This is a genomic window from Haliea salexigens DSM 19537, assembly GCF_000423125.1.
GTDB lineage: Bacteria > Pseudomonadota > Gammaproteobacteria > Pseudomonadales > Halieaceae > Haliea > Haliea salexigens.
Map to the genome: position 1 here is coordinate 261,533 of NZ_AUHJ01000001.1, position 16,358 is coordinate 277,890.

The 16,358-nt window shown below is 61.9% G+C and carries 17 protein-coding genes; 3 read left to right on the plus strand and 14 right to left on the minus strand.

The genetic code is table 11. The annotated features are described in order from the left end of the window. Window positions 1–6: 6 nt before the first annotated feature. The 10 genes from G533_RS0101225 to G533_RS0101270 form a co-directional block, all read right to left on the minus strand. Window positions 7–339, minus strand: a complete 333-nt coding sequence (locus tag G533_RS0101225; RefSeq protein WP_027948383.1) for a cupredoxin domain-containing protein — start codon at window positions 337–339, stop codon at window positions 7–9. Next, window positions 336–1,652 carry an ATP-binding protein gene (locus G533_RS0101230; RefSeq protein ID WP_027948384.1) on the minus strand — a complete coding sequence of 439 codons (1,317 nt, stop codon included), beginning with the start codon at window positions 1,650–1,652 and terminating at the stop codon, window positions 336–338. Before G533_RS0101230 ends, G533_RS0101225 begins: the two co-directional genes overlap by 4 nt. Then, on the minus strand, window positions 1,649–2,311 hold the full coding sequence (locus G533_RS0101235; RefSeq protein ID WP_027948385.1) for a response regulator: 663 nt from the start codon (window positions 2,309–2,311) through the stop codon (window positions 1,649–1,651). The genes G533_RS0101230 and G533_RS0101235 overlap by 4 nt, the downstream gene beginning before the upstream one ends. Before the next feature lie 9 nt (window positions 2,312–2,320). Further along, complete coding sequence (locus tag G533_RS0101240) at window positions 2,321–3,115, minus strand: SDR family oxidoreductase (protein WP_027948386.1); 795 nt, start codon at window positions 3,113–3,115, stop codon at window positions 2,321–2,323. An 8-nt stretch (window positions 3,116–3,123) separates the two neighbouring features. Continuing rightward, window positions 3,124–3,810, minus strand: a complete 687-nt coding sequence (locus G533_RS0101245) for an iron-containing redox enzyme family protein (RefSeq protein WP_035525821.1) — start codon at window positions 3,808–3,810, stop codon at window positions 3,124–3,126. After that, complete coding sequence (locus tag G533_RS20060) at window positions 3,807–5,315, minus strand: AMP-binding protein (RefSeq protein WP_051229857.1); 1,509 nt, start codon at window positions 5,313–5,315, stop codon at window positions 3,807–3,809. The genes G533_RS0101245 and G533_RS20060 overlap by 4 nt, the downstream gene beginning before the upstream one ends. After that, window positions 5,312–6,022: a thermostable hemolysin gene (locus G533_RS20065; RefSeq protein ID WP_051229858.1), complete on the minus strand. Its 711-nt coding sequence runs from the start codon at window positions 6,020–6,022 to the stop codon at window positions 5,312–5,314. The genes G533_RS20060 and G533_RS20065 overlap by 4 nt, the downstream gene beginning before the upstream one ends. Window positions 6,023–6,118: 96 nt before the next feature. Beyond that, window positions 6,119–8,269 (minus strand): polyphosphate kinase 1, encoded by a 2,151-nt coding sequence (gene ppk1, locus G533_RS0101260; RefSeq protein WP_027948388.1) that lies wholly within the window; start codon window positions 8,267–8,269, stop codon window positions 6,119–6,121. A 111-nt stretch (window positions 8,270–8,380) separates the two neighbouring features. Further along, the gene (locus tag G533_RS0101265) at window positions 8,381–9,610 is read right to left on the minus strand and encodes a nucleoside recognition domain-containing protein (protein WP_027948389.1); all 1,230 of its coding nucleotides are present in this window, start codon (window positions 9,608–9,610) and stop codon (window positions 8,381–8,383) included. Continuing rightward, complete coding sequence (locus tag G533_RS0101270) at window positions 9,610–10,434, minus strand: alpha/beta fold hydrolase (protein ID WP_027948390.1); 825 nt, start codon at window positions 10,432–10,434, stop codon at window positions 9,610–9,612. Before G533_RS0101270 ends, G533_RS0101265 begins: the two co-directional genes overlap by 1 nt. 135 nt (window positions 10,435–10,569) lie before the next feature. On the opposite strand from G533_RS0101270, the gene G533_RS0101275 reads away from it, so the two are divergent. After that, window positions 10,570–11,676, plus strand: coding sequence for an S-(hydroxymethyl)glutathione dehydrogenase/class III alcohol dehydrogenase (locus G533_RS0101275; protein ID WP_027948391.1), 1,107 nt, complete (start codon window positions 10,570–10,572; stop codon window positions 11,674–11,676). 16 nt (window positions 11,677–11,692) lie between these two features. Continuing rightward, on the plus strand, window positions 11,693–12,535 hold the full coding sequence (gene fghA, locus G533_RS0101280) for an S-formylglutathione hydrolase (protein WP_027948392.1): 843 nt from the start codon (window positions 11,693–11,695) through the stop codon (window positions 12,533–12,535). Between the two features lie 8 nt (window positions 12,536–12,543). Here fghA and G533_RS0101285 read toward each other — a convergent pair whose 3' ends face one another. From G533_RS0101285 to pspA, 4 genes are all read right to left on the minus strand, one after another. Continuing rightward, the gene (locus G533_RS0101285) at window positions 12,544–13,347 is read right to left on the minus strand and encodes a lipase family alpha/beta hydrolase (protein WP_051229859.1); all 804 of its coding nucleotides are present in this window, start codon (window positions 13,345–13,347) and stop codon (window positions 12,544–12,546) included. Window positions 13,348–13,457: 110 nt separating this feature from the next. After that, complete coding sequence (locus G533_RS0101290; RefSeq protein WP_027948394.1) at window positions 13,458–13,985, minus strand: PspC domain-containing protein; 528 nt, start codon at window positions 13,983–13,985, stop codon at window positions 13,458–13,460. Continuing rightward, window positions 13,978–14,247: an envelope stress response membrane protein PspB gene (gene pspB / locus G533_RS0101295; RefSeq protein WP_027948395.1), complete on the minus strand. Its 270-nt coding sequence runs from the start codon at window positions 14,245–14,247 to the stop codon at window positions 13,978–13,980. The genes G533_RS0101290 and pspB overlap by 8 nt, the downstream gene beginning before the upstream one ends. A gap of 63 nt (window positions 14,248–14,310) precedes the next feature. Further along, on the minus strand, window positions 14,311–14,994 hold the full coding sequence (gene pspA, locus G533_RS0101300) for a phage shock protein PspA (protein ID WP_027948396.1): 684 nt from the start codon (window positions 14,992–14,994) through the stop codon (window positions 14,311–14,313). A gap of 212 nt (window positions 14,995–15,206) precedes the next feature. On the opposite strand from pspA, the gene pspF reads away from it, so the two are divergent. Continuing rightward, window positions 15,207–16,235 (plus strand): phage shock protein operon transcriptional activator, encoded by a 1,029-nt coding sequence (pspF, locus tag G533_RS0101305; protein ID WP_027948397.1) that lies wholly within the window; start codon window positions 15,207–15,209, stop codon window positions 16,233–16,235. The last annotated feature ends 123 nt before the right edge of the window (window positions 16,236–16,358 follow it).

Below are 16,358 nucleotides of genomic sequence, written 5' to 3' on the forward strand. Positions count from 1 at the left end.
GACGCCTCATTCAACCACCACCCTGCCCTGCGCCGTGCGCGGGTTGAACTCGCCAAAAAACGGGTAGACACCAGGAGCGAGGGGCCCGATGAAAATATTGGCCTTGTTGCCGCCGAGAATGACTTTTTCGCGATTGAGCTCGTAACTCTCGAACTCCTCAGGGGTCGCGTCGCGGTTGTACACCACGAGCTTGACTTTGGTATTGGCCGGAATACTGATTTCCTCCGGAATGAAAAGATGATCGCGTATCTCCAACTCAATAACCGGCGTTGCTGCCTGCGCCGCATTGACCACCAGCAGACACAAGGTCACTGACAGGTATCGGCAGAAGCTACTCACACGGATACCGCGGTATTGGGAAAGCGCACAACAACCGCCAGGCCGCTGCCCAGCGGGCTATCCGCGAGCTGCACCTGCGCACCGTGCAACTGCACAATATGCTGGGTGATGGCCAGCCCAAGCCCGGCGCCTGATACGTCTTCGCCTGCTCGTGCACCCACCCGGTAAAAACGCTCAAACACACGCTGCCGCTCGCTGGATGGGATCCCGGGGCCGCTATCGGCCACTTCAAGTGTTGGCGTGCCATCGCGGTAGCCAGCAAATACCGTAATTTCACCACCCGCCGGGGTATATTTACGCGCGTTATCGAGCAGGTTGCGTATGAGAATGGCAAGCATTGTTTCATCACCCTGCATCGTCGCAGGCTCACCCTGCAGGGAGAGCGACTGCTGCCGTGCCTCGAATGCCGGCCACAATTCTGCCGTTACCCGCTGTGCCAATGTGTGCAGGTCGGTGGTGTGAAAGTTCGCCGTGATCAATTCCGGCTGTGTGCGTGCAAGGTCCAGCAGCTGTTCGACCAGGTGATGCATGCGTTCGATGCCCTCGTTGGCGTGCTGCAGGGCACTGCTTCCCGCGGGAACCTCGCTTTCCAGATTGTGCAGATGAATCTTCAGCGCGCTGATGGGCGTGCGCAATTCATGCGCCGCATGGGAAGCGAAATGTTTTTCCCGCTGCAGTGCAGCTGCCAGGCGCAGCAGAAGCCCATTGGTAGAGCTGATAACCTGCTGCAGCTCGGTCGGCGGATCCGCGTAATCCAGGGGCGCCAGATCATCACTCGCCTTGCGATTGATCTGCGCACTGAGTTCGCGCAGAGGTGCAAGGCCCCAACCCACCAGCACCCAGATCAGCAGTGCCGCAACCGGCAGCCAGAGCAGCAGGGGGATGACCGACTCCAGCACAACGCTCTCCGCCAGGGTGTGGCGAACATCCGCGCGCTCTGCCACCATTCCCCAGCGCTGCCCGCCCATCGAGACGGTCAGGGTGCGCCAGCGAAAGCCGTCGAAATTGGCATAGCGATAGCCCTCCTCGAACGCAGTAACAGGCGACTCCGGTGCCGCAGCCGAGCGCAACACGGGGTGTTCACCGTCCCATATCTGGAAAACAAACCCCTCCACGCCGCCACCCAACGTTTGCCCGCTGCTTTCACTGGCACCCAGGCCAACGAGAATTTCCGCTGAATATTGCAGCTGCGCATCCAGCAGAGCTTCCGCCTTGTCCATACTCGCGCGATAGCCATTCAGCGCCGCGACGAACGACACCAGCGTGAACGCCGCAACCAGCATGGTAACCAGCGAACGACGAATGGAATTCATTGCCGTGGCACGGTGTAACCAATACCCCGTACGGTCTTGATAAAGTCGTCCGGGAGCTTCTTGCGCAAGTGGTGGATATGCACCTCCAGTGCGTTGCTGCTGACTTCTTCGCCCCAACTGTACAGACGCCCCTCCAGCGCTTCACGAGTCAGCACTTTGCCCACACTTTCCATCAGCGCTTTAAGCAGCATGTACTCGCGGCGCGGCAGGTCAACCGGTTGTACGCCGATCAATACCGTATGCGCAGCCGTATCGAGCGCAACAGCGCCAACCGTGAGGCAGCTGTTGGAAGCAGCGCTGGACAGGCGTCGCTCAATCACCCGCAAGCGGGCGGCGAGCTCCTTTACGTCAAACGGCTTGGCCATGTAGTCATCAGCGCCGCGATCCAGTCCGCGCACTTTATCCTCGGCACCGTCGCGCGCGGTCAACAACAACACTGGCAGGCTGCGATTGGTTTCGCGCAGCGCGCTCAGTACCTGCAAGCCGTCCATGTCGGGGAGGCCGAGATCAAGCACTACCATGTCGGGCGGCTCGGCACGGACTGCAGCCAGGGCGTGGGCTCCGCAAGCGACATGATTCACGGCAAAACCTTCACGGCTTAACGCCGCCTGCAGGCCCGCCGCGAGTGATCTGTCGTCTTCAACCAGAAGGATACGCATGGACTTAGTCTACTCGCCGGCTGCCTTGCCAGCCAGCGCATGGCGCCGAATCACCGGCAACTGTTTCACCAGTGATTTCTCTACCAGAGAAGGAAACAGGCCATTGAGTTTGATGAAAAAGCGCTCCGGCCAACCGACGAAGCGCAGGCCACGGCCCGAGTGCAAGAGCGCCAATAATTCCCTGGCTACGCGCTCCGGTTCATCTACCGCAGTACCCAGCTCCGCGTTCATCGCGGCCGTGGGCCCGGCATTCATCTCCGTTGCCGTGGCTCTGGGTGCCAGGTAATGCAGGGTGACTCCAGTGCCGGACAGCTCCCGACGCAGTGCCTCGGTGAGCCCGCGCAGGCCGAACTTGCTGGCGCTGTACGCCGCGTATCCCGGAAAACCGATGCTACCGAATGCGGAACCGACATTGACGACCCAGCCACCGCGCACCTGCAGAACGGGCAATAAGCCCTGCACCAGAAGCATCGGCACCATCAGGTTCAGTTCCAGCGTCTGACTCCACTGGGCCTCAGTCTGCTCGGCAAACAAACCGAAATGATTCACCCCGGCATTATTGATCAGCCCGTCCGCTTCCTGCCCTGCCGCGATCACGGCTGCGCGGCCCTCGTCGCTGGCGAGGTCGGCCACCACGATGCGATGTCCTTCACCGGGAAGCGTCTTGCTGAAGTCTTCCAGCACCTCGCCATTGCGTGACACCAGGACCAGCGCAGCGCCCGCCTGTGCCAGCGCCCGTGCCGATGCCTGGCCGATACCACCCGCCGCTCCCGTGAGCACAATACGTTTACCTGCAACACTCATAGCGCCCCCTACGCCGCCAGACGCTGTGCCTGATCGGCGCTGACGCTGCGGAACACGTCCGCGTAAAGATGATAGAAAATTCTGGCACAGTGCAGGATCTGTCGCTGGTCTTCAGGCGGCTCAATGCGATTCATCAGGTTTTCGAAGAACTGTACGTGCTCGATATCCAGCGCACCATGGGAGCCCAGATAGCTGAACGCCTTGCGCGGCAGGCCGGTCGACGCTGCGATAGCATCCGCGGCGCTGTCGGCGACACGAATGGATGTACCCTCAAGTACGTGGACCATGCCGAAGAATCCCACCGGATTGACTCTATCAATCACGTGGTAGGCGTAAGCTACCATCAATTCTGTGGCACGGTTGGGCGTGCTCAGGCGGGCGCGGTCGCGGTCGTAGCCACAGGCTTCGATGTCGTTGAGAATCCACTCCTGGTGGCCAATCTCTTCTTCGACGTACTCGGCGAGCGCCGTGCGCAACCACTCCTTCTCCGACGGCATGCGCGAGCCGGCAGCCATCAGCAGGGGCACCGTGTGGCGTACATGATGGTAGGCCTGTACCAGAAATGCGACATAGCGCTCCGTGGTCAATTGCCCCCCCAGTGCATCCTGTACTAGCGGGGTGGCAACAAGCGCCTCCCGCTCATCCCTGGTGCTGTCCTGCAGGGTTTGGAAGAAACCATTGCCTGATGTGTTCATGGTGCCAAGCACTCCTTTTCGGGTAAATAACACTGGGCAAGGCGCGCCGCAAAGTGCTCCGCAATGCGTGCCCGACGGGGCCGCCCATTTTCCGTAAGCAATCCGTTGTCCGCAGACAAGGGGGATGCCAGGCGGATCCAGTCCTGCACGCGGGCGTAGTCCGGTAGCGCTGCATTCGCCGCCTCGATACTTGCGTTGATCTGGGCGTTACTGATGTCCTGGCGCGCAGGGTAAACGAGAGCCACGCAATACGGACGAGCGTCACCCAGTACCACGGCCTGCAACAGACAACCGTCGGCAAGCAGCTCGCTTTCCACCCATTCCGGGGAAATATTACGTCCATAGCTGCTGATCAGCAGGTGTTTGCGCCGACCGGATACCGTCAGGAAGCCCCGGGCATCCAGCTGGCCGAGGTCACCCGTTGCCACCGGCCCTGACTCCCAGCTCGCAGGGTCGCCCAGATAACCCAGAAAGCGATTACCGTCGACCATGATTTCACCGTCTCGCACGCTGACCTTTACATGCGGCAGGACGCGACCACTGCTTCCCGCGTGGTCCGCAGCCGGTGTGTTGAGGCTGACCACTGAGGCACATTCAGATAATCCATAGCCCTCGTACACCGGCAGCCCACCCTCGCGCACCCGATGCAGCAGTTCGGGCGCCACCCGGGCACCGCCCACGGCGACAAAAGCCAGTGCAGGCGGAGGCTGCCAGCCGGCCCGCAAGGCCCGGTCAAACAGCGTAAGCAATTGTGGAATCACAATCAGCGTGTGCGGGTTCCAGCGCGATATTGCTGACAGCAGTCGCTGTGCATCGACACCCGAACTGCCCGCCAACCCCAACTCCGTGGGCGCAGGCAGGATGACGCTGCCACCCGCGAGCAACGGCATATAAACGCCGGCAATATTCTCCAACAGCGTGCTCAGCGGCAGGATCGACAAGTGGCGAGGGGCTGAAAGCCCAACAGCAGCCTGCAGCGACTGCGCCACACGCAAGCACTGTTGCGTCGAGAGACAAACCCCCTTGGGGCTACCGGTGGAGCCGGAGGTGAAGGTGATTTTCGCCGTACCTGGCGGAATCGCGCCACCGGCGCTCGTGGCAAGCGGTGCCATAGTCAACCCGGTGAACAGGGCTTCGTGACGGCTTGCTATGGCTACCCCCGACAGTGCGTCACGTAGTGCGTCACGTAGCCCGGCACTGACCACAATCGCCTCCGCGCCGGACGCCTCCAACACATGCGCACGCTGGCTGGGACTGAAAAATGTCGGCACCGGCACCAGGCAAACACCCGCCACTTGTGCAGCCAGATCAACGCGAACCCAGTTGGGCGCATTGTCTGCCAGCAGCGCGAGCCGCCGGACACCCTGCGCACGTAACGCCCCCGCCAATTGCTCCACGTCATGCCAGAGCGCCGCGGCGCTCACCGTCTCACGCCCGTCATCCAGCACGGTGGACTGTGGCTGCTGCGCCGCGCGGTGCGCCAGTGCTGCAGTGAGTACGTTCACCCGGCGTGGTTCCGGATAGTGGAGGCAAGGGCCGATATCATGGCCGCATGGCGCTCAAGCTCAGCGGCCATCGCCGGACGCGCGCAAGCCTGCTGGTGGGTGAGCAGCATATCGCCGATCATCACCTGCGGGTCACCCTCGTAATAGCGACCCCAGTCTTGCGCCGCGCTACCCAGACGCTCCGGTCGGGCCGGCGCCACGGCCTGCGGCGTAAAACCGCTGCGACGGATAGACAGCCGCACCGCACGATTGGCAGCGAAAGCCAGATAGCGGATGCCGGCCTCATGAATTGCAGCCGTTACCAGTAAATACAGTACAGCGCCCTGCCCCGGCGCAGAGGCGGCCAGATTGCCCAGCTCCAGAATATCGCCGCGACAACTGGCACCGCCGTGCAGCGCATCCACAGCAGCGGTGACTGGCACATCCAGGTACTGCTCGCAAAACAGAGCGCCGTGGTTGCCGCTGCGCAGACCGAGTGCGGCAAGCAGGGTTCCCTTCTGCTCCAGGCTGCAAAGCAGGGGCAGAAACGACAACACGCGCGCATCCCAGGCTGCCTGGAACACACTGGAAATATAACGCTCGATACGCTCACGCCGGGGATCAAGCCCCTCACAAGCATTCAGCACGAAGGGTTCCGTCACCGGCGCGGTGGCCTGCAGTACTGTCAGTGTGCCGCCGCCCAGGGCGTTATGCAGAGAAGCTGTCACGGGCCTACCTCACAATGCTCTCGATGAAAGGCAGTGTGAGGTACGAAACTTAGAGAAAACTTAACACATGGAAGATTTCTCTACTCCAGGGCAGCTTTAGTGTCGCTTGCGCCGCCGCTGCGGCTTGGTTACCGCCGCCGGGGTTTTAGGATAGCGCGGCAACTTGCCACCCGAAAGGTAGCGGTGTATCGACTCCTGTGAGCGGATCATGGCGCCTTTTGCGCGCCGCGGCACATAATCGTTCACCTGATGCTGGTCGATGATGCGCGCCTTGACGTTGTCGTGCCACTGCTGATCGAGAATATCCTGCAATACCCGCTGTGCCGCCGGATCGCGGATGGGGCACAGCACCTCAACCCGGTAGTCGAGATTGCGCGTCATGAGGTCGGCGGAGCCCAGCAGGTAGCGAGGATTGCCACGGTTGTAGAACACGTAGGCACGAGGGTGCTCCAGGAAACGGTCGACAATGCTGATCGCCTCGATGTTCTCGGAAATCCCACGCACACCCGGCAGCAGTGAGCACATGCCGCGAATAATCAGCTTGATCGTTACGCCCGCATCGGACGCCTCATACAGTTTCATCACCAACTGGTTGTCGACCAGGTTATTGCACTTGAGCGTCATCTCTGCGCGGTAACCGGCACGTGCGTTGGCAATTTCCTGCTCTATAAGATGCATGAGACCAGGCCGCGTACTGTGTGGCGACACCAACAGGGTTCGGTAGCGCGGGCGCTTGTAGGTGAACTGCAGGAAGTCAAACACATCGTAGATGTCGCGGCCGATATTCTGGTCGTAGGTCAGCAGGGTGAAGTCGGTGTAAAGGCGGGCGGTCTTCTCGTTGAAGTTGCCCGTGCCGATATGACTGTAGTAGCGCACCTGGCCCTCTTCACGGCGCTCAATGAGTAGCAGCTTGCTGTGCACCTTGAGGCCCGGGATGCCGAAAATCACATCGATACCGTTCTCAGTCAAACGCTGTGCCCAGCTGATATTCGCAGCTTCGTCAAAGCGTGCCGCCAGCTCCACCACGGCGAGTACGCGCTTGCCGTTCTGCACGGCATTGACCAGTGCATCAATTACGCGGGAGACCTTGGCAACCCGGTACAAACAGATCTTGATGGTCGACACGGTGGGGTCCAGTGCGGCCGTCTTGAGCAAATCGATAATGTAGTCGAATGGGTGGTAAGGGTAGTAAAGGAACACGTCCCGTTCGCGAATATTGTCGAACAGGCTGCCCGGCTCGTCCAGGCGCGGCAGGCGAATGGGCGGCAGGGGGCGGAATTCCAGATACTTCGGCCCAACGTTGGGAAAGGACATGAAATCCTTGGAATTGTGGTAACGCCCGCCTGGAATCAGGCTGTCGTATTTACCAAACCCGAAGCGCGAGCAGAGATAATCCAGCAAACGCTGTGGCATGGCGGCGTCGTAGACAAAGCGCACCGCCTCTGCCTTGCGCCGTTGTTTGAGGCTGGTCTCCATTTTGTCGATCAGGCTCTCGGTGATACCGGGGTCGATCTCCAGCTCGGCATCGCGCGAAAACTTAAAGCAGTAGGCCGCCGTTTCGTCGATGTGGAACACGCCGCGAAACATCTGCGGCAGGCAGAAGCGGATCACGTTGTCGAGCGCGATAAACACCTTGCCCGCACGCCCCTTGCGCTTGGGTATCTGCACGAAGCGGTCCAGCCGGTCCGTGGGCACTTCCACTACCGCGTAGTTGTAGTCCTCACCCGAACGTATATCCAGCGCCAGATAGATGGACTCATCGTTCAGTGCCGGGATCGCCTGCCCATCGCGCAACAAAATGGGCTCCAGCTCGGGCAACACCGTGCGCGTGAAATAGGCCTGCACAAACGCCGCCTGCCCCGCGTCCAGCTGGCGCTCGTTGACCATGTAGATCTGGCGTGCCCGCAAATCGCGCAACACCACGTTGTAGGTTTTTTCGAAGTGCTTCTGCAGTTCCACCACCCGCTTGACGATGGCCGCGAGCAGATCCTTGGCGCGCTGTTTGGAGGCGGCATCGGAAACGGTTATCAGCCGGCGCACCTCCGCCACGCGCACACGGAAAAATTCATCCATGTTGTTGGAGAAAATACCCAGGTAGCGCAGCCGCTCGATGACCGGCACGGTTTCATCAGCCGCTTCCTGCAACACCCGCGCATTAAAGGACAGCCAGCTGATTTCCCGCGGAATGAACAGATTCTCGTCGAGGTCCGCCAGCCGTCTCTGCAGGGAATTGTGGGGGTCCGCCATTTCGTCACCTGCCCGCAGGCAGCCTCAATAAAAAGGTGCCAGTCTAGCGCGCCCGCAAGCGCAGTAAAGCCGCTTTGTGGACGCTGTTGATGAAACTTTTATGACAGCCGTTCAGGCGTAGAACCAGTAGGCCACAACAATTGCAGCCACAATGCCCGCGGCGTCCGCGGCGAGCCCGCAGCCCAGTGCGTGACGCGCGCGACGGATGCCCACCGCACCAAAGTAGACCGCCAGGGTATAGAACGTGGTTTCAGTGGAGCCCTGCAGTGTGGCGGCCAGGCGCCCCTGGAATGAATCGACGCCGAAGGTGTTCATGGTATCGATCATCATGGCGCGCGCCCCGGAGCCGGACAGGGGCTTCATCAAGGCCGTTGGCATCGCATCTACCCACAACGTATCCATGCCCAGGGCGTCCACCCCACTCCGCAGCAGCGTCAGCACCTGGTCGAGGGCACCGCTGGCGCGGAACACGCCGATTGCCACCAGCATGGCCAGCAGGTAGGGAATAATGCCGATTGCCGCCTCGAAGCCCTGCTTGGCACCCTCGATAAACGTGTCATAAACGTTGACGGCTCGCCGATGCGCAACCACCAGAAAAAGAACAATCAGGCTCACGATCAGCAGGTTGCTGACAAGGCTGGACTGGCGCTGTAACTCCTCGGCACCGAGCGTCGAGAACCAGCCCACCAACGCCAGCAGCACAGCGAAAGCACCACCCAGAAATCCCAATACGACGGTGTCGCGCAGGCGAATACGTTGCACCCAGGCGGTGACCAGCAACCCGGCCAGCGTTGAGCAGCTGGTCGCTATCAGAATGGGAATGAACACCGCGGCGGGGTCTGCCGCACCCATCTGCGCCCGGTAGAGCAGAATAGTCACCGGGAACAGTGTTACCGAAGAGGTATTAAGCACCAGAAACAGTATCTGCGCGTTCGTCGCCACATCGGGCTGTGGGTTCAGGGTTTGCAGGTCTTTCATAGCCTTGATACCCAGGGGCGTGGCGGCGTTGTCCAGCCCCAGAATATTCGCCGAGAGGTTGAGCGTCATGGAAGAAATGGCCGGGTGACCGCGTGGCACCTCCGGCATCAGCCGCGTGAACAGCGGCGAGAGCAAACGCGCCAGACGATCGACCAGGCCGGATGCCTCACCCACGGCGACCACGCCCAGCCAGAACGCCATCAGGCCGATCAGCCCGATAGCCAGTTCCACCGCCAATCCCGCCATGTCGAACAGGCTGGAAACCATGCGCTGGAACACGGCCGCATCGCCAGCCACCAGCCATTGCACCAGCGCAGCCAGGAAGGCGAGCAGGAAAAACCCGAGCCAGATACGGTGCAGCATCAGCCGGGATGCCGCGCGAGAAAATCCAGCACTCGCTGCGCGGTGGGCTCAGGATGTTCCAGCGGAAACAGGTGCCCCCCCGGCACGCTGTGCAGCTCTGCCTGCGGTTGCAGGCATGCCCAGCGCTGCAGCCCGGCGGCGGACAGAATGTCCGAGTGTTCGCCGCGCAAGCCCAGTGTGGGCAGGCGCAGGCGCAACAGCCGCAGCCACACCAGCGGCAGCGAGGAATAGACGGCGGCCTCCCATGCCGGGGAGTAGGCAAGTTCCCAATCACCCTCTGGCGCTTCGCGTACCCCGGCGCGCATGTAGTGCCACAGTACCTCGTCGGACAAGCCGCTGTAGGCACGTTTTTCGCGGTGGAACGCGTAGGCCTGCTCCACACTGGGGAAACGGTCGGGACGGCCCAGCGCGCGGCGCACCATGGGAATTTTCCGCAGGCGGCCCGGGGGCGTCAGGTTCAGCCCCAGGGCCAGGCGTGTGGGCATGAATACGGGGTCCAGCAGCACCAGGCCACGGAACAGCTGCGGGCGCTTGCGCGCCGCCAACATGGCCACCACGCCACCCAGAGAGTGTCCCATCATCCACACCGGCTCCGTGAAACAGGTCTCCAGTGTGTGAATGAGGTCATCGGCAAACAGCCGCCAGTTGGCGCGCACGGGGGCCGGTTCACGCGACCACAGCGGCCGGTGACGGTAGCCGTGCACGGTGAAGTGTTCGGCGAGCGGTGCCAGCAGGCTCTGGTAGCTGCCCGGGGGATAACCATTGGCGTGTGCAAAAACCAGTGCGTCGCCCCGGCCGCCGAACGATTCCAACCTTTCCTGCATGCTGTATTACGCCTCCCAACCATCGCCTCAAAGCGGCTTCGCCGTGGTGGCGCCAGCCTAATGTAAAACCGCGCGCTTGTCCTGCTCTGCACTGCGACTTACCATGGCAGCCTGCATTTACACAGGGAGTTGCCGATGAAAACCCGTGCCGCCGTTGCCTTTGCCGCTGGCAAACCATTGGAAGTGATTGACGTCGACCTGGAGGGCCCGCAAGCGGGCGAAGTACTGGTGGAAATGATGGCCACCGGCATCTGCCACACCGATGCTTTCACGCTGTCCGGTGATGACCCCGAAGGCGCATTCCCTGCCATTCTTGGCCACGAAGGCGCCGGTATTGTGCGTGAGGTGGGTGCCGGTGTGAAATCGGTAAAGCCGGGCGACCACGTTATCCCGCTCTACACCCCCGAGTGCCGGGAATGCAATTTCTGCCTGCATCCGAAAACCAACCTCTGCCAGGCGATTCGGGAAACCCAGGGCCGCGGGGTAATGCCCGATGGCAACAGCCGCTTTTCGCTAGACGGCAAGCCCCTGCTGCATTACATGGGCTGCTCCACCTTTTCCAACTTCAGCGTCATGCCTGAAATCGCTGTCGCCAAGGTGCGCGAAGATGCCCCCTTCGACAAAATTTGCTACATCGGCTGCGGTGTCACCACCGGCGTTGGTGCCGTGGTCTATCGCGCCAAAGTCGAGCCCGGAAGCAATGTGGTGGTGTTCGGCCTGGGCGGCATTGGCCTGAACGTTCTACAGGGTGCACGCCTGGTAGGTGCCAATCGCATCATCGGCGTGGACCTCAACCCGGAGCGCGAAGCACTGGGACGCAAGTTCGGCATGACCGACTTCATCAACCCGAAACAGGTCCCCAACGTGGTGGAGGCCATTGTCGAACTCACTGGCGGCGGCGCCGACTACAGTTTCGAGTGCATCGGCAATGTCGACGTCATGCGTCAGGCGCTGGAGTGCTGTCACAAGGGTTGGGGTGAGTCCTATATCATCGGTGTTGCCGGCGCGGGCAAGGAGATCGCCACGCGGCCCTTCCAGCTGGTGACCGGCCGCTCCTGGCACGGCGTTGCCTTTGGTGGCGCGCGCGGCCGTACGGATGTGCCGCAAATCGTTGACTGGTACATGGACGGCAAGATCAACATCGACGACCTGATCACCCACACCATGCCGCTGGACGACATCAACCGCGGCTTCGACCTGATGCACGGCGGTGAAAGCATCCGCTCGGTCGTGATTTACTGAGGACGGAGAGACAACAGTGGAGATTATTGCCGAACACCGCACCTTTGAGGGTCGCCAGTTGCGCTTTGAGCATCAGTCGGCAACCCTTGCCTGTCGCATGCAGGGTGCCCTTTACCTGCCGCCTCAGGCCGAGCACGGCCCGGTGCCGGTGCTCTACTGGTTATCCGGCCTCACCTGCACGGATGAGAACTTCATCCACAAGGCCGGTGCCCAGCGCTACGCGGCAGAGCATGGGCTGGCCATCGTCTGCCCCGATACCAGCCCGCGCGGCGACGACGTGCCGGATGACCCGGAGGGTGCCTGGGATTTCGGCCTGGGCGCCGGGTTCTACGTCAATGCCACGCAGGCCCCATGGCAGCAGCACTACCAGATGTACGACTATGTTGACCGGGAACTGCCGGCGCTGGTGGCGGCGAACTTCCCCGTGCAGGCTGAACGCTGCGCGATTGCCGGCCATTCCATGGGCGGCCACGGCGCGCTGGTGCTGGCGCTGCGCAACCCTGGGCGCTTTGCCTCGGTGTCGGCTTTTGCCCCCATTGTGGCGCCCACACAGTGCCCCTGGGGAGAAAAAGCCTTCAGTCACTACCTCGGACCGGAACGCGACAGCTGGGCGCAGTACGACAGCTGCGCTCTGATTCGCGCCGGCGCGCCACAACTGCCAATGCTGGTCGATCAGGGCGAGGCAGACAACTTCCTCGAACCGCAGCTGAAAACCTCACTGCTGGAGGCGGCCTGCGCTGACCGCGGTTTCAAGGCAACGATTCGTCGCCAGCCAGGCTACGACCACAGCTACTACTTCATCGCTTCATTTATCGGTGAACATATCGCCTTCCACGCCGAGGCACTCGCCTCGGCGTAATTGCGGCGTCAGTGCGCGGGGGCGGGATACAGCAGGCTGGTCCAGCTGCGGCGTTCGAAAGGCTTCCAGCCGTCGACCGGCTGTGACAGACGATCGGCCACCAGATACCAGATAGCCGGGTTGAAGGTCATGCCGCAGTGGCTGCCGCGCACCTCGATGTTCTGCGTGAGGGCATGCCCGGCGCGCTGCAACGTCGTCTGCCAGTTCACCACCCCGTCTCCGCGACTGTATATTGCCGTGGTGGGTACAGGGGGTGCGACATGCAGGATACCTTGGTCAATCGGCAGGTCCTCCGGTGGATTGAGGGCACTGAACAGGCGCGCAGGATAGGAGGCGATCATGCGCCCCTCTCCGAAAGGGCTGCCGAGGGAAATCACCTGCCGCACCCGCTCGGGAAAGGCGCGCGCCAGTTCACGTGCAAATATGCCGCCGAGACTGTGGCCAATGAGGGAAATGGGGCCGTCATACCGCTCGGCGAGAAAGGTTATGCGCTCCTCAAGGCTTTCCAGCACCCCTTCACGCGGGCCCAGGTTGCGGCCGAGGCCCCAGCCGTGCACGGCGTAACCCAGTTTCGTGAGGTAGCGGCGAAAACCGGCGTTGTAACCATCGGCCCCGAGAAACCCGGGCAGCACCATCACCGGGTGACCATCGCCGCGCGGCGCTTTATCCAGCAAGCGGCGACTGAGGCCCAGGGTCACCGCTTCCATTGCGGCGCGGTGTGCCTCGGTAAGCGCCAGCAGGGCGTGCGGTGGTGGCACCACCGGCTCAAGTACCAGCGGAGCGCCGCCGTCAAAGGTTTCCATTGCCGTCATGCCACCCACCTCTCGCCAGCGCCCACGAGCGGGACTACTTGCGTAAAAAGAATTACCGGAGGCAGGATAGCGTATCCCTCCGGGGCGGGGGAAGCCCCGGCAAGGGCGACCTAGAGGCGCGATATTTCCCGGTCGAGCTCGTACTGCCTGGAGGTCACATAGCTTTCCATTGCCTCAACACGGCGCAGGGCGGCGTCCAGACGTTCGCGGGCACGGCGCAAGCGCACGGGGCCTGGCTCACTGTAGCGGAAGACCTTGCGCGGGCGGTAGTCGTGATGCCGCTCGTCGTACTCCATATCCACCGCCGGCTCAGGGTCGTCACCAGGGCCACCCGCGCTACCTGCCGCCCTGCCTCGCTGCTGCGGTCGGGGGGCGAGCAGCAACCATGCTCCCAGGTAGGCCCAGAGCGCCAGGGTGCCGGTAAACAACACCGCCGCGACCCACAGCAAACGCACCACCCAGTGCGCCACGTCAAAATACTCCGCCAGGCCGGCACACACGCCGGCTATACGGCGGCTGCGGTTACTGCGATACAGGTTCATCCCCCAGCCAGCTTCGCGCCGCTGCCGGAATCCCCGCTCTGCCGAGCGCCAGTCGGGCCCGTGAGGATTGCGATTGCGCTGATAATTGTCACTCATTGTTGTACTCCTCCTTACGCGGCTGGCGGCCAGACTGCTCGCGCCAGGTGCTGTGGTCTGCATCCAGAATCGTTTCCAGGGCGCCAATACGCTCGGTGAGCCGGTCAACCGTGGCCAGCAGATCTTCCAGGTCCTGCCGGTCCGCCGCATTCAGGCTCTGCGAAGAGCGGTTAACGCTGCGATAGTGCATGGTGATCCAAATGGGGGCCACGATGACCAGAAATAGAATGGTTGGCACGAACATGAATTGCCAGAACTGCATGGGCGGTATCCTCGAACTGTGTAGGGAACCCGGCGAAGCCGACAAGGGCGATCATAGCAGGCATCACGCCTTGGGCTCTGTGCCGCCGGACATTTCCGCTTTCAGGCGCTGCAATTCATCGCTGATGCGCTCGTCCTCTTCCAGCGATGCGATTTCAGCCGCGAGGTCGGGGGCAACGTCCCGGCCCACATCAAGCAGTTCCAGCTGGCTCTCGAGGTTATCGATACGCCGCTCGAAATGCTCGAAACGCTGGAAGGCGGTGTCCAGGGCTTCACGGTGCATCTGGCGCTTGACCTTGATACGCGACTCGACAGTCTGGCTGCGCATGAGCAGCGCCTGCTGACGTGCCCTGGCGTCGGAGAGCTTCTGCTGCAACTGGCCGATCTCGGTGCTGAGCTGGGCGATGTGCTCATCGGTGGCACGCAACTCGGCTTCCACCACCGCGACTTCGTCTTCAATGGCATGCTTTTCCTGCAGCGCGGCGCGCGCAAGATCTTCGCGCCCCTTGTTCACCGCCAGCTTGGCCTTGCGCTCCCAGGCCTCCGCTTCTGCCTGCACCTGCTGCAAGCGGCGCGCCGCCGCCTTGCGGTCCGCCAGTACCCGCGCGGAGGAACTGCGCACCTCCACCAGGGTGTCCTCCATTTCCTGAATGATCAGGCGGATCATCTTCTGCGGGTCCTCCGCCTGATCCAGCAAGGCGTTGAGGTTGGAGTTAATGATGTCGCTCATCCGCGAAAAAATGCCCATGTGTGTTCTCCCCGGGTCGTGCCCGTTTGCCGAATGCCGTGACTGGCGTTTCCACGGCTATCAATACAGGAAGCGTGCCACATCGCCTAACCGACTGTTTTAACTGGAAATTGTTCTCTATCACGGAAAAACCGCGCTGCCAGCTATTGATTTATGAGCTAATTTCACCTTTTATAGGTTTAATTAACCTTATTTAAAGGTCTTTATAACCCATGGCATCAGGCGAGGGCATTATTGGCAGTTCAGGCGCATTGGCCCATGCGCTTGATCACATTTCGCAACTGGCGGGTATCAACCGGCCAGTGCTTGTGCGCGGCGACCGGGGCACCGGCAAGGAGCTGGCCGCTGAACGGCTGCACTTCCTCTCAGCGCGCTGGGCGGCGCCCTTCGTGAAGGTGAATTGCGCCGCTTTGTCAGACACCCTGCTCGACTCCGAGCTGTTTGGTCATGAGGCCGGCGCCTTTACCGGTGCAACACGGTTGCGCCAGGGCCGTTTTGAGCGGGCAGACGGTGGCACACTGTTCCTGGATGAACTGGGCACCATGCCCCTACCGGTGCAGGAAAAGCTGCTGCGGCTGGTGGAATACGGCGAGTTCGAACGCCTCGGCGGTCAGCAGACGCTGCAGGTGGATGTACGTGTGGTGGCAGCCAGTCATGCGGACCTGCGTGCGCTGGTCGCCGAAGGGCGTTTCCGCGCCGATCTGCTGGATCGCCTGAGTTTTGACGTGGTGCACTTGCCGGCACTGTGTCAGCGCACGGAGGATATTCCTGAACTCGCCCAGCATTTTGCCCTGCTCATGTGCAAGGAGCTGGGCTGGGCACTGTTTCCAGGCTTTACCGCGGCGGCGCTGGCCAGCCTGCAGGCACATGACTGGCCGGGCAATGTGCGGGAGCTTAAAAACACGGTGGAACGCTCACTGCATCGCTGGGGTAACGAAGCGAGGCCCGTGGCGGAGATCGTGCTCGACCCGTTTCTGTCGCCGTTTGAGCCCCTGCCAGCGGCACCTGCTCCGGGCGCACCAGCACCCGCTCGAACGGCGACGAGCGAAATCGCCACTCCCGGCATCACGGATTTCGGTGCCCGGATGCAGGCCATTGAACGGCGCCTGCTGCATCAGGCGCTCGCCGATCACGGCCATCATCAACGGCGCACGGCGGAGTCACTGGGCCTGAGCTACGACCAGTTGCGCGGGCTGGTGCGCAAACACAAGCTCAGCGGTCGCCGGCGACGGTCATGCTGAGCGCTGCAGCGGCGCAAAACTGCCCCGGAATCGCTATAGTGTTCCCGTGGTTATGCCCCCGGGGCGGCCTCTACATTCTGCGCTACACTACCGGGCAGAACGCAATGCACACTCTGTACGCAC

Coding starts and splice junctions, on each gene's coding strand:
- G533_RS0101265 (WP_027948389.1), bottom strand. CDS start 9,610: ATGCTGCACCGTATCTGGCTCGGGTTTTTCCTGCTCGCCTTCCTGGCT.
- G533_RS0101290 (WP_027948394.1), bottom strand. CDS start 13,985: ATGAGTGACAATTATCAGCGCAATCGCAATCCTCACGGGCCCGACTGG.
- pspA (WP_027948396.1), bottom strand. CDS start 14,994: ATGGGCATTTTTTCGCGGATGAGCGACATCATTAACTCCAACCTCAAC.
- G533_RS0101245 (WP_035525821.1), bottom strand. CDS start 3,810: ATGAACACATCAGGCAATGGTTTCTTCCAAACCCTGCAGGACAGCACC.
- G533_RS0101235 (WP_027948385.1), bottom strand. CDS start 2,311: ATGCGTATCCTTCTGGTTGAAGACGACAGATCACTCGCGGCGGGCCTG.
- G533_RS0101240 (WP_027948386.1), bottom strand. CDS start 3,115: ATGAGTGTTGCAGGTAAACGTATTGTGCTCACGGGAGCGGCGGGTGGT.
- ppk1 (WP_027948388.1), bottom strand. CDS start 8,269: ATGGCGGACCCCCACAATTCCCTGCAGAGACGGCTGGCGGACCTCGAC.
- G533_RS0101275 (WP_027948391.1), top strand. CDS start 10,570: ATGAAAACCCGTGCCGCCGTTGCCTTTGCCGCTGGCAAACCATTGGAA.
- pspF (WP_027948397.1), top strand. CDS start 15,207: ATGGCATCAGGCGAGGGCATTATTGGCAGTTCAGGCGCATTGGCCCAT.
- G533_RS0101270 (WP_027948390.1), bottom strand. CDS start 10,434: ATGCAGGAAAGGTTGGAATCGTTCGGCGGCCGGGGCGACGCACTGGTT.
- pspB (WP_027948395.1), bottom strand. CDS start 14,247: ATGCAGTTCTGGCAATTCATGTTCGTGCCAACCATTCTATTTCTGGTC.
- G533_RS0101285 (WP_051229859.1), bottom strand. CDS start 13,347: ATGACGGCAATGGAAACCTTTGACGGCGGCGCTCCGCTGGTACTTGAG.
- G533_RS0101230 (WP_027948384.1), bottom strand. CDS start 1,652: ATGAATTCCATTCGTCGTTCGCTGGTTACCATGCTGGTTGCGGCGTTC.